General features: G+C 35.9%; 13 protein-coding genes. 3 read left to right on the top strand and 10 right to left on the bottom strand.

Features of this window, described 5'->3' with window-relative positions; translation table 11 throughout:
* Positions 1-8: 8 nt before the first annotated feature.
* The 3 genes from ACYQ19_RS05465 to ACYQ19_RS05455 are packed head-to-tail and all read right to left on the bottom strand — an operon-like array spanning position 9 to position 2,014.
* A complete protein-coding gene (locus ACYQ19_RS05465) occupies positions 9-572 on the bottom strand; it encodes a M48 family metallopeptidase (RefSeq protein ID WP_459978424.1) in 564 nt (187 codons plus the stop codon).
* A gap of 1 nt (position 573) precedes the next feature.
* Positions 574-1,197: a 3-methyladenine DNA glycosylase gene (locus tag ACYQ19_RS05460; RefSeq protein WP_459978423.1), complete on the bottom strand. Its 624-nt coding sequence runs from the start codon at positions 1,195-1,197 to the stop codon at positions 574-576.
* Complete coding sequence (locus tag ACYQ19_RS05455) at positions 1,184-2,014, bottom strand: TIGR00282 family metallophosphoesterase (protein ID WP_459978422.1); 831 nt, start codon at positions 2,012-2,014, stop codon at positions 1,184-1,186. The genes ACYQ19_RS05460 and ACYQ19_RS05455 overlap by 14 nt, the downstream gene beginning before the upstream one ends.
* A 25-nt stretch (positions 2,015-2,039) precedes the next feature.
* Here ACYQ19_RS05455 and ACYQ19_RS05450 point away from each other — a divergent pair, with 25 nt between their 5' ends.
* The 3 genes from ACYQ19_RS05450 to speA are packed head-to-tail and all read left to right on the top strand — an operon-like array spanning position 2,040 to position 5,926.
* The gene (locus ACYQ19_RS05450) at positions 2,040-2,852 is read left to right on the top strand and encodes a hypothetical protein (RefSeq protein ID WP_459978421.1); all 813 of its coding nucleotides are present in this window, start codon (positions 2,040-2,042) and stop codon (positions 2,850-2,852) included.
* A gap of 26 nt (positions 2,853-2,878) precedes the next feature.
* Positions 2,879-4,039 carry a histidine--tRNA ligase gene (hisS, locus tag ACYQ19_RS05445; RefSeq protein WP_459978420.1) on the top strand — a complete coding sequence of 387 codons (1,161 nt, stop codon included), beginning with the start codon at positions 2,879-2,881 and terminating at the stop codon, positions 4,037-4,039.
* A gap of 60 nt (positions 4,040-4,099) precedes the next feature.
* Positions 4,100-5,926 carry a biosynthetic arginine decarboxylase gene (gene speA, locus ACYQ19_RS05440; RefSeq protein ID WP_459978419.1) on the top strand — a complete coding sequence of 609 codons (1,827 nt, stop codon included), beginning with the start codon at positions 4,100-4,102 and terminating at the stop codon, positions 5,924-5,926.
* On the opposite strand, the gene ACYQ19_RS05435 is transcribed toward speA, so the two are convergent.
* The 7 genes from ACYQ19_RS05435 to greA are packed head-to-tail and all read right to left on the bottom strand — an operon-like array spanning position 5,923 to position 12,575.
* Positions 5,923-6,441 carry a chemotaxis protein CheW gene (locus tag ACYQ19_RS05435; RefSeq protein ID WP_459978418.1) on the bottom strand — a complete coding sequence of 173 codons (519 nt, stop codon included), beginning with the start codon at positions 6,439-6,441 and terminating at the stop codon, positions 5,923-5,925. The two genes, speA and ACYQ19_RS05435, sit on opposite strands and share 4 nt — an antisense overlap.
* A gap of 9 nt (positions 6,442-6,450) precedes the next feature.
* The gene (locus tag ACYQ19_RS05430; protein WP_459978417.1) at positions 6,451-8,925 is read right to left on the bottom strand and encodes a hybrid sensor histidine kinase/response regulator; all 2,475 of its coding nucleotides are present in this window, start codon (positions 8,923-8,925) and stop codon (positions 6,451-6,453) included.
* An 18-nt stretch (positions 8,926-8,943) separates the two neighbouring features.
* Complete coding sequence (locus tag ACYQ19_RS05425; protein ID WP_459978416.1) at positions 8,944-9,900, bottom strand: chemotaxis protein; 957 nt, start codon at positions 9,898-9,900, stop codon at positions 8,944-8,946.
* Entirely contained in the window at positions 9,887-10,603 is a 717-nt protein-coding gene (locus ACYQ19_RS05420; RefSeq protein ID WP_459978415.1) for a UDP-2,3-diacylglucosamine diphosphatase, read from the bottom strand. Before ACYQ19_RS05420 ends, ACYQ19_RS05425 begins: the two co-directional genes overlap by 14 nt.
* Before the next feature lie 9 nt (positions 10,604-10,612).
* Positions 10,613-11,596 (bottom strand): N-acetyl-gamma-glutamyl-phosphate reductase, encoded by a 984-nt coding sequence (gene argC, locus ACYQ19_RS05415; RefSeq protein WP_459978414.1) that lies wholly within the window; start codon positions 11,594-11,596, stop codon positions 10,613-10,615.
* A gap of 34 nt (positions 11,597-11,630) precedes the next feature.
* The gene (gene dut, locus ACYQ19_RS05410) at positions 11,631-12,059 is read right to left on the bottom strand and encodes a dUTP diphosphatase (protein WP_459978413.1); all 429 of its coding nucleotides are present in this window, start codon (positions 12,057-12,059) and stop codon (positions 11,631-11,633) included.
* 27 nt (positions 12,060-12,086) lie between these two features.
* Positions 12,087-12,575 carry a transcription elongation factor GreA gene (greA, locus tag ACYQ19_RS05405; RefSeq protein WP_459978412.1) on the bottom strand — a complete coding sequence of 163 codons (489 nt, stop codon included), beginning with the start codon at positions 12,573-12,575 and terminating at the stop codon, positions 12,087-12,089.
* Between the last annotated feature and the right edge of the window lie 23 nt (positions 12,576-12,598).

Raw genomic sequence — 12,598 nt, 5'->3', positions numbered from 1 at the left:
CCTCTCTCCTATAATAGTTTTTCAAATTTTCTTAAATCCCTGCGCCGTTTTGTGACATCCGGTAGGTATTTTTCCACTTCTTTCCAAAAATCTTTTGAATGGTTTTTGTGTCTTATGTGGGCAAGTTCGTGCACCACAACATACTCTATAAGCTCTTCGGGCAGCTGGGCAAGGTAATAATTAAAGCTTAAAGCGTTTTTGGCACTGCAGCTTCCCCATCTCGTTTTATTAAACCTGAAAGATATTTTAGACGGATGCAGATTCATTTTTTGTGAATATATTTTAACGTATCCAAGCACCAAAGGCGGCAGTTTTTCTTTGAAAATTTCTTTTATATCCATTCCGTTTGAGTCGTATTTTTTACCAAAAAGATAAAAAAACTCTTTGTTTTGGAGTTTATGAATGATATGCTCCGCGTGCTTTAAAATAAATCTCTCAATATGAAACCTCGGCACAAACCGGTTGCACCTAATCTCGACAAATCCGTCTTTTACCTCAAGATAGAGGTTTTTAATCGGTTTTTTAACAACTTTGTAATTTATTTCAACCCCGTTAAAAAAAAGCTTATCCATTCTATTTCTTCATAAATTCAACAATTTTTCCGTGAAATCTCGCATAACACAGATTGAGGCTGTTTTCATAAACATCCGATAGTTTTTCCCAGTTTTCTTCAATTCCCCTCTCGCACCATTCCCTCATATCATCGTAACTTTCAAACTCATATCCGTGTTTTTTTAAAAGCCTTCTCGTATAAGCGTCCACAACCATAATATCCCTGCCGCAGGCATAACACAAAATCGAATCGGCCGTTTCAAAACCTATGCCTTTTTGTGAAAGTAGCCACTCCCTGTCAACATTTTCCTTAAAATTCTCAAAATCCCCGAAATCCCCCAAAATATTACGACTCAAGGTAATAAGGCGCTTTGATTTTTGATTGTAAAAACCCGCTGGTTTTATAAGTTCGGCTAAATAGATCGGATCATATGAAGCAATTTCTTCAATTCTTAATTCTCCATTCTCAATTCTCAATTTATTTAGTGCTTTTTCCACATTTTCCCATTTCGTATTCTGCGTCAAAACAGCCCCTACCACAACTTCAAACGTTCCGTAACCCGGCCACCAATATTTGGGTTTGTTTGTTAGCAGGTTTTTGCCTCTAAGTTCTTCTAAAAGCTCGTAGGAATTACTGAATTCCATTTTCAGCCTTTTCTTCGGTTTTACTATTTATCCCGGAGCATACAACTTCCTGCGTTATTACAAGTTCCCCGTCATCAACGGCTTTTAATTTTTTGGCTTCGATTGATTTTCTGCCGTCGGTTTTTATTAAAAGGGCCTGAAATATTTTTGAGCATTTTTCTTTTACGTCAAAATTATGTTTAAGGCCTGTTAGCATATGGGCAATAGGCGCCTTTGCCTCCATTCCTATTACATTATCCCTGCATCCGCTAAGTCCGATATCCGTCAAATAACATGTCCCTTCATCTATTTCCAGATCATCCGTGCCTATATGTGTATGCGTTCCTACAACCGCACCTGCCCTGCCTTTTAACATCAGATACATTGCTCTCTTTTCAGCCGTGGCTTCTGCGTGAAAATCCACAAAAACATATTTCTCTTTTCCTTCTACGAAATTGTTAAGTTCAATAAATGGATTTTTCCCGTAAGGCATCGCAAATATCCCCATAGCGCTAATTACTATAATGTTTTCATCTTCATAATACCACCCGCCGGGGGCTTCAAAATAGTTAAGAGGTCTTAAAATTTTGTTTTCTTCCAAAAGCTTAAAAGCGTCCTTTTTTTTATCAAACGTGTGATTACCGCCCGTAAATATATCTATTCCGGCATTTTTAAGCTCGTTATACACTTTTTCGGTTATTCCAAACCCGTGAGCTGCGTTTTCGTAATTTGCTATAACATAGTCTATTTCATATTTTTTCCTGATTTCAGGCAAAAATTTTTTAACCATTTTTCTTCCGGGTTTACCTACAATATCGCCTATAAAAAGTATATTCATTAAAATCCTTTGGTAAAATATCAAAATGAAAAAGCTTATTATACTAATAATTATATTCAATTTTTTAACGGCTTCAGAAAAAACGCTGTATAAACATACCAAAATAGAAAACAATACCATTGAAGAAATATTAATCGGCTTTAAAAAAGATTTTATTTCAAAGATAAACTACATTATTCCGGCATATCTTAATATTAACCCCGAAAAATCGTTTTTCAACCTCTCGGCAGAGTATTCAACCCTTTCGCACAAAACCGATGTGTCCTTTTCACTTCATCTAAGACTTCCTTCATTTAAAATTGAAAAGAAAACCGAACCAAGAGATGCCAAAAAACAAATTTCGGAAAATTTCACCTCAGTAAAATTTAAAATCAGACCATATATACGGCTAAAAAAAGGCAAAATCAAAACGTTTCTCTCAAATTCATTTACAATAGAAAAACACGGGGAGTTTAATTTAACCTTTTTGCAAAAATTTGATTATTACTTAAATTCTTACTGGGAAGAGAGCACCCAGTTTTCGATAAACAAAAACCAAAAAACCTCAACACTCACAATCTCTACAAACAAAGACGAAAAAAACAATCTATTTTACACGCTCGGATTTTACAGACACACCCCGTTTTACAAAAAAATATTTATATTAGGATACGAACTGAGCGGTGAAAAAAACAGATCCCCGTTTTTCTACTCACACACGTGGTTTATCAGTTACAGACAAAATCTTTTTCACACAAAAAGAGTATATTATGAAATCAAACCTTTTATTCTCTATTCCAAAGCATATAATTTTAAATTAAAAGAAGCGGTTGAGCTGAGTATTCATTACAAATTTTAGATAAAATTTCATTAAAAAGGTTTTGTATGATTAAAGCATTAAGAGGTATGAAAGACATTGAAGATCCTCGCTTTTTAAAAATATTCGATACCGCAAGAAAAATAGCCGAAAACTACGGATATTCGTATATAGAAACCCCTGTTTTGGAAGAGACGGCTCTTTTTAAAAGAAGCGTGGGCGAGAGCAGTGACATTGTAAATAAAGAGATGTATCAGTTTACCGACAAAGGCGGAAACGATGTATGCCTAAGACCGGAAGGCACCGCCGGGGTGGTCAGAAGCTTTATAGAACACAAATACGACAAAGCCGGAACACCTAAAAGATTCTGGTATTTCGGTCCGATGTTTAGATATGAAAGACCGCAAAAAGGAAGACTCAGAGAATTCCATCAGTTCGGAATCGAAAGTTTCGGTGAACCGAGCATTTATGAAGACATAAACATTATAGCAATGGCGGCGGATATTTTTGACGCACTCGGAATTGACTACACTTTAAAAATAAATTCCCTGGGATGTAGTGAATGTATGCCAAAATACAGAGAAAAACTGGTAGAATTTTTAAATGCCCACAAAGACTCTCTTTGTGAAGACTGCCAAAGAAGAATCACACAAAACCCGATAAGAACACTTGACTGCAAAGTCGAAAACTGCCAGACGATTTTAAAAGACGCACCTAAAATTACGGACAATCTGTGCGAAAACTGCCAAAAAGATTTCGAAACCCTAAAAAAAGGCCTTGAAAATTTAGGAATTAAATATGAAGTCGATAAAAATCTTGTAAGAGGGCTTGATTATTACACCAAAACAACGTTTGAATTCGTATCAACCGAGATAGGGGCGCAAAGCGCAATAGCCGGGGGCGGAAGATACGACAGACTCGTTGAATTTTTAGGCGGTAAACCTACGCCGGGCGTTGGATTTGCAATCGGGATTGAAAGAATAATGGAGCTAGTAAAAACCGAAGAGGAAAGAAAAGGAATCTATATAGGCGTAATGCTCGAAGATGCCTTACCATTTGCCCAAAAAGAAGCCAAAAACTTAAGAAAAGAACAAAAAGTATATTTCGAACCGAAAGTAAAATCGCTAAAAGCACACCTTAAAGCGGCGGATAAGGGTAATTATAAAAAAGCAATGATAGTAGGTGAGGAAGAGCTTAAAAACAAAACATTTTTCGAAAAAGAATTATAAAAGTTATGTGTATCGATTAAACGATTACACAACAACCAACAAACCTATAAAGGCTGAAAAATGAATTACGGAATCGACATCTGGGGTGCCAACAACTTTTTTATAGAAAACGGCAAACTGAAAATAAACTACGGAAACCAGCCGGCACTTATAGACATCATAGAAGAAATTGAAGAAAAAGGAATAAAAGGGCCTATTCTTCTCCGTTTCCCGCATCTTATAAGAAAACAGATAAATTCCCTTTATACGTCATTCAACAAAGCCATAAAAGATTTCGAATACAAAGGAAAGTTTCAGGCCGTATTTCCCCTGAAAGTAAACCAGTTTCCGACATTTCTCAAACCGCTTATAAAAATAGCAAACAGATACAATTACGGGCTTGAAGCCGGAAGCAAGGCAGAACTTATACTTGCCATGGCTTATAACAACAAAACGGCACCCATAACTATCAACGGATTTAAAGACAAAGATATGATCCGCCTGGCATTCATAGCGGGATTTATGGGATATAACGTGACAATTACAATTGAGGGTCTTAACGAGCTTAAATCCATTATAGAAGTAAGCAGCGAATACCACAAAATGCCCGTAAATATCGGAATAAGAATCCGTCTTCACACTTCAGGTGTCGGAATATGGGCAAAAAGCGGCGGAATTGAGAGTAAATTCGGGCTTAGTTCCACAGAAATCATAGAAGCTATTGAAATTTTAAAACAAAACGGAATGCTTGATAAATTAAAAATGATTCATTTTCATATCGGAAGCCAGATTAACGACATTTCACCGCTAAAAAAAGCGATAAGGGAAAGCGGAAACATATATGCAGACCTTAGAAAACTCGGTGCCAAAAACCTAAGCGCCATAAATATAGGTGGAGGTTTAGCAATTGAGTATTCGCAGTGGGAAGAAAAAAGGGATAAAAACTATTCGATTGAAGAATTCAGCAACGACGTCGTGTATCTTTTAAAAGAAATTTCAAACAAAAAGCAGGTTCCGATGCCTGATATTTTCACCGAAAGCGGCCGTTTTATCGCATCGCCTTCCACTATTCTTATAGCCCCTGTAATTGAGCTTTTCTCTCAGGAATACAGCGAAAAATCATTAAGACTTAAAAACAAAAACCCTGATTTGGTGGAAGAGCTTTTTGACTTATACGATACGATAAACGAAGGCAACTACATAGAATATTTCCATGACGCACTGGATCATTTCGAAAGCCTTTTAACACTTTTTGATCTTGGATATATTGATCTGGTAGACAGAAGCAACAGCGAAATACTGGTGCATTTGATAATCAAAAAAGCCCTAAGCTACGCCACTTCAAGAGGCTTTAAAAATAAAGAACTTAAATCAATCAATGAAAAAATCCAGGAAAAATACCTCGCAAACTTTTCAATCTTTCAAAGCCTTCCCGATTTTTGGGGCCTTGGACAGAGGTTTCCTGTAATGCCTCTTACAAAATTAAACGTTACGCCAAACAGAAGTGCGACCATATGGGATATTACTTGTGATAGTGATGGCGAAATTCCGTTTAGCAAAGAAAACCCTATATATCTTCATGATGTGGATCTTTCAAAAGAAAAGTATTATTTAGGATTTTTCTTGGTAGGTGCGTATCAGGAAATACTCGGAATGAAACACAATCTTTTCAGTTTTACAAACGAAGCGATTGTAAGTTTTGACGAAGAAGGAAACTATAAAATAGAATTCCTTGAACCTACCCAGAAAATAAGGGAAATTTTAATAGACCTGGATTATGACATAAATGAAATAGAGTGGATGCTGAAAGAAAACATAGAAAAAAATATTCAAAACGAAGAGGAACAAAAAGAAATTTTAGGCGAGCTTCTTTTACTTCTTAACGATATGGTTTATTTAAAAGACTAACTTTCATTACTAGGGACTATATCTTCCCTTTTTATTAAATTATCAACTTTTAAAATAGTAATAATTCTTCCATCATCCATTCTTCCAACACCTTCGATTATATCATCGTCATTAGAGTATGTATCCGGTGGAGGCAGGATGTTTTTCTTTTTAATTCTAAGTGCTGAAGTCAATCTGTCAATTATAAAGGCCACATCTTCATCTTTTATCTTCATAACTATAAATCTTGTGTTTTCATCAATTTCGTTTGCCGAAGCGCCAAATTTGACTCTTAAATCGATTAATGGTAAAACATTCCCCCTCAGGTTAAACACACCCAAAACATAATCAGGCGTAAAAGGCACCCTTGTCCATTCAATAGGTTTGATAATTTCCTGAATTGAAAGAATAGGCACTGCAAATTCTTCTTCACCTACAATAAAGCCTACAAGTTGAACAATCTCTTCGGATATATTTTCTTCCGGTTTTGTTAATGACTGCTGCTGTTGTTTTACTATTTCATTTAAGCTTCCCATGTTTTACCTTTATAATCCTAAATTTCTTCTAACTACGTTTTGCAGATATTCAGCCGTATATGGTTTTGTAATGTATTCGTTCATTCCAACTTCCACACCTCTTACCCTGTCTGCTTTAGTAGTCCTACTTGTTACGGCAATAAGAGGCAGTTTTCTGTATTTGTTGTATTTTCTAATCTCCTGCGCTAATGTATATCCGTCCATTCTAGGCATTTCTATATCTATAAGCATTGCATCGACATCGTTGCTTTTTAACATCTGAAGTGCTTCAACCCCGTCTTTCGCCTCTATCAGATTAACTCCCAATTCTTCCAATGCATTTCGCATAATTTTTCTATCCATAGCGCTATCATCCACAAGCATAACCGTATAATCTTCAGGTTTTTCTTTTTTCTTTTTAGCTTCATTTAATGATTCGGTTACAATTTTTTTATTATGGGTCTCTTTCGCCAGCCTCATTAAACTTCCAACGTCAATAATTAACGTAACCCTACCATCACCTCTGATTGTTGCACCGGCAATACCAGGAATTCCTTTTAAAAACTCACCAAGAGATTTGATTACTATCTCTTCTTGTCCAATAAACCTGTCAACTATAAGACCGATTTTAGTAGCACCAAGTCCTAAAATAACTACATATAGATATTTTTCAGGTTCAAGGACTTTTTCAATTTCAAAAATATCGGCCATATTTACAAGAGGCAATACCTCTTCACGTAGTTTAAGAACACTTTTACCTTCAATCGTATAAATATCTTCTTCTACTATTCTTACCGTTTCTATTACGTTTGAAAGAGGCACGGCAAACAGATCTTCCTGACTTGCAACGAGCAGTGCCTGGATAATTGCAAGCGTTAGAGGGATTTTAAGCTTAAACGTGCTGCCTTTACCAGGTGCCGAATCAACTTCAATAATTCCGTTAAGTTTTTCGATGTTTGTTTTAACAACATCCATTCCAACCCCACGCCCTGAAACACTTGTAACCTTCGCAGCAGTTGAAAATCCTGGTTTAAAGATAAGCATAAACGCTTCTTTATCGCTCATATTGGCAGCTTCACTTTCGGTAATAATTCCTTTTTCAATTGCTTTTTTCTTAAGCAGTTCAGGATCCATTCCTTTTCCGTCATCTTTTATTTCAATAACAATCATATTACCTTCATTGTAAGCTCTAAGCCAAACGGTTCCTTCTTCCGGTTTTCCGAGTTTCACCCTCTCTTCTGGCGGCTCTATTCCGTGATCCACAGAGTTTCTGATCATATGAACCAAAGGATCGCCTATTTCCTCGATAATTGATTTATCAAGTTCTGTATCTTCCCCTTCGATTATCAGTTTTACTTTTTTACCGAGTTCGCGTGAAAGGTCTCTGACAAGTCTTGGGAATTTGTTAAACACTTTACCGATTGGAAGCATTCTCGTTTTCATAACGGCGATTTGTAAATCCGTAGTAACTATGGAAATACTTGACACTACCTGATTTAGCTCTTCTAAGAATTTTTCACCCTCGTATCTTTCTTCTACATCGTTGTATATTTTAATAAGTCTGTTTTTGGCAAGAACAAGCTCACCGATTAAGTTCATAAGCTGGTCAAGTCTTTTTACATCAACCCTGATTGTCTGCTCGGCTACGGATGAAATTGCTTTTTTTACTTCTTTTTTCTTCTGTTCTTTTGAAAGTTCCTGTTTTTTTGCAGGTGTTATTTGTGTTTTTTCTTCTTGTTTGTTTTCTTTCTCTTCTTTTTTCTCTTCTTTTGGCTGTTCGTTTTCTTGTGCTGGTTGCTGATTTCTAAGATTAACTAAATGTTCTAAGACAGCGTCGGCCTCTTCAGGCGATAATGAATCCAAATCAATCTGGTCGGCATTTTCAAGCGTAATCTCGTCAAGATTGATATTTCCGACTTTTTTAGGCTGTTCTTTTTTATTTCTTAGCTCAACGAGATGCTCAAGAACCGCATCAAGTTCTTCAGGTTCAAGTGAATCAAGGTCTATTTCATCGGCATTTTCAAGTGTTATCTCATCAAGATTGATATTTCCGACTATTCTTGGTTTTTTCCCTTCCGGCTCTGATGATTTACTTTCCTCTTTTGGCGCATTTTCGCCGTTAACAATTGCATCCAGTTTACTTACTATCGGTTCTATATCAATTTCAGGAGCACTATCATCGCCGTTATCTCTGATATATTCTAAAATACCTTTCATGGCATCTACTGATTCTAAAATTACATCCATAATTTCAGGTGTAATGGTAAGCTCGCCTTTTCTGGCTTTATCCAAAACGGCTTCCATATGATGTGTCAGTCTTGTCAGTTTGTCAAAATTTAAAAAACTACCGCTACCTTTTATTGTATGCGCAACCCTGAATATTTTGTTTAAAAGATCCAGATCATCAGGCGAATTTTCAAGTTCAACCAAATCCTGATCCATCTCCTCAATCATTTCAAACGCTTCGATGAGGAAGTCTTCTAATAACTCTTGAATTTCATCCATAGCCAACCTTTCTTAGAATTATTTATTCTCTTTATTATGAAGAATATCCGCAATTTGTTTATAGAATTTATTTGAATCAAATTTCACGAGATATCCTTCCGCACCAACAGCTTTTCCTCTGATGTCGCTAAACGCATCGGAAATAGAAGAACTGAATACCAAAGGAATTTCTTTAAATCTTCCATCCGCATGTATTTTAGCAGCCATATGATACCCGTCCATTTTAGGCATTTCTATATCACTTAATATAAGTTTTAATTTATCTTTTAGTTTATCGCCATACACCGCATAAAGTTCTTCCAATTTTTGAAGTCCCTCTTCTCCGTTTGTAGCTTCTATAACCTCAAATCCCATTTTTTCAAGGGCTTCTCTTTCTATTCTTCTCGCGGTTGCTGAGTCGTCAACAAGTAAAACCATTCCACTGAATTTTTCTATTTTATCCAAATCCACATCTTCAAGATTAGCTTCAAATAAGCCCATCTCTTCTACAATACTTTCCAAATCCAATATAAGTAAAATTTCTCCGTTTTCTATTCTTGTAATTCCGGTTATTTTACTTCTGTCAAGTTTACCCTGTCCCACGCCAAACTGAGCAGGTTCAATATCCGCCCAACTTATACGTCTGATTCTTTTTGCGTCATGAACGATAAAACCTATAAGTATATTGTTAAATTCGGTAATAATAACTCTTTTTTTAATTGGCGCCTCATTCTCATCCGGAACTTCAATTCCCATCCATTTTGCCAGATCTACAACGGGAACAACTACACCCCTTAAATCAAATATACCTTCTATATAATCTTCACTTCCTGGAAGTTCCGTAAGTTCTGGCATTTTAATTATTTCTCTTACCTTTGCTACGTTTATTCCATACACACCTTCGTATATACCGCCGTTGGGTTCTTTCTTATAAAGCCTGAAATCCACAAGTTCTAATTCGTTTGAGCCAACTTTAAGTGTTTTATCGTCCATCATATTTAATTTCCTTTATTATCGGATTCTTATCTAATTGTATTAAAATATAACTTTTTGTGCAAACAAATGCCGGTAGATTTATATATTCTTTGTCATAAAAATGTAATATTGTGTTTTGATGATAATGACCTTCAATAATTATATCATAATCGAATGTTTTTATTTTTTCTTTAATTTTTTTTTCAAAATTTTCGATTTTAGAGCAATCGATTTTTTTCCTTAATATTTTTTTAAAAAGCCAGTCGTTTATAAAATTCAAACTTAAACAATTCAAAACATTATTAATAGCCATATTTCTAATTATCTTAACGTAAATTTTATAAAATAAATCATTATCCGTTAAATCACCATGGGTTAAAAAAATTTTCTTTTTTTTATCCGCAAAAGCATCGGCAAAAGTTACATCTGGGAAAATTTTTTGGATATTAAAATCATGATTTCCAGGTGTATAATAAACTTCCGTTTTTTGAGAGAGTTGATTTATAAGATTAATTGCTTTTTCGTTATAAGAAATTAGATAGTCAAAAGGCAAGAGAAGATGAAATATATCACCCAGTAAAAACACCTGGGGCGGCGGGTTTTCAATCCATCCTTTTAAAACCTCTAGAAACTTCGTATCATCTTTTTTATAGTGCACGTCGGCAATTACCGCTGCCCCTTCTTTTAATTCAATTTTTTTAATTTTTAATTTTTCACTTTTCACTTTTCACTCTTAAGGCACATATGCAATTTTAGGCAGTCCCAGCCCTTCGTCAAACCCAAACATCAAATTGGCGTTTGCAATAGCCTGGGATGAAGCACCTCTTAATAAATTGTCTATTACCGAATTTATAAAAAGCATATTTTGGTTTTTAGCGGCAAAAATATCGCAGTAATGCGTGCCTGCTACATTTTTAATCTCAACGGGCCTATCTGAAATTCTTATAAATTGTTCGTTATTGTATGTCTGTTTTAATATTTCAAGAGGTTCTATATCTTTTTTCAGTGTAGCGTAAATACTTATCTGCATACCACGCGTTATTGGAAGCAGCTGAGGGACAAACGTAACATTCAGTCCCGTTTTTTCTTTTATTTCCACTGAATGTCTGTGTTTTATAGGGTTATATGCAAAAAAGTTTTCGTTGTCTTTTACAAAATGGGTAGTCGCACTGAGTTTCTTTCCGGCACCGCTAACACCGCTTTTGGCATCTACAAAAACGCCATCCTCAATATATTCTATAAACGGATACAATGCCAAAATCGTGGCTGTCGGATAACATCCGGGGTTTGCGACAAGAGTTGATTTTTTAACATAATCCCTGAAAATTTCCGGTAGTCCGTATGCGCTGTTTTCCAGATTTGCGGGATCAATATGAGGGCAGTAAAAATCTTCATAATTTTTCTGATTAAGTCTATAATCTGCGGAAAAATCAACTATTTTTGTTTTGCCGTATAATTCTTTTACCAAAGCCATAGCCGTTTTGTGAGGAACGGCTAAAAAAACAAGATCGTATTTTGCAATCTTTTCAACATCGGATTTTTTAATTTCCGCTTCAAAAACACCTTTGAGCGAGGGATAAATATCTTCTATTCTTTCACCCCCTTCACTTCCAAAAAGCGCACTTATTTCAAAATGGGGATGGGTTAAAAGAATTTTGATAAGCTCTAACCCAGTATATCCGCTGGCCCCTACAATCGCAACACTAATTTTTCCCATTGTTAATTCTCCATTTTCCATTGTCCATTTTCAATTATTTACCCGTGCTTCCAAAACCGCCCGCACCCCTATCCGTATCGCTAAGTTCTCCAACTTCAATAATTTCAGCCTGAATTACCGGTGCAATTACAGCCTGGGCTATTCTTTCGCCTTCTTTAATTTCAAAAGGCTCACTGCCGTGGTTAATCAAAAGAACTTTTATCTCACCCCTGTAATCGCTGTCAATGGTTCCGGGTGTATTTAAAACCGTTATTCCGTGTTTGAAAGCCAGTCCGCTTCTTGGTCTTATCTGCACTTCGTAACCAAACTCTATCTCAAACGCAAGTCCAGTGCCTATTAGTCTTCTCTCCCCCGGATTAATTACAACATCTTCAATTGAGTGCAAATCAAACCCCGCCGCTTCCTTCGTTTGATAAGCAGGAATTTGTGCTTTATCAGATAATTTTTTTATCTTTAATTTCATTTTCCATTCTCCATTTTCAATTTTAGCTTATGAAAAGCATATGTCTTCAAAACATATTTTGTCTATTTCGTAAACTTTAACACCACCCGGAAGATTTACTTCAACCTCATCTCCGACCTCTTTTCCGATAAGTGCCTTTGCAAGCGGTGAATGGTATGAAATAAGACCTTTTTCGGGATCCGCTTCAGGTGCCCCTACGATTGTGTATTTTTCTTCTTCATCAGTATCCACGTCTATAAGATAAACGGTGCTTCCAAATGCAACTCTGTTGTGTGCGTGCTCACTCGGATCAACCACTACCGCTCTGCTTAAAATATCACTGAGTTCCGCTATTCTTCTTTCTATATGCGCCTGTTTTTCTTTTGCCGCATGATATTCCGCGTTTTCTTTCAAATCGCCAAGTTCCCTTGCGCTGTCTATCTCTTTTGCAACTTCAGGTCTTGCTTTTGTTTTTAAATATTCAAGTTCTTTACTTAATTTTTCGTATCCGTGTTTCGTCATAGGTTCTTTATGCATTATTATCCTTTATATCGTATATT

This window comes from Nautilia lithotrophica, from assembly GCF_054656815.1.
The sequence above is the reverse complement of the archived record's forward strand: the minus strand, read 5'-3'. Positions and strand labels throughout refer to the sequence as shown.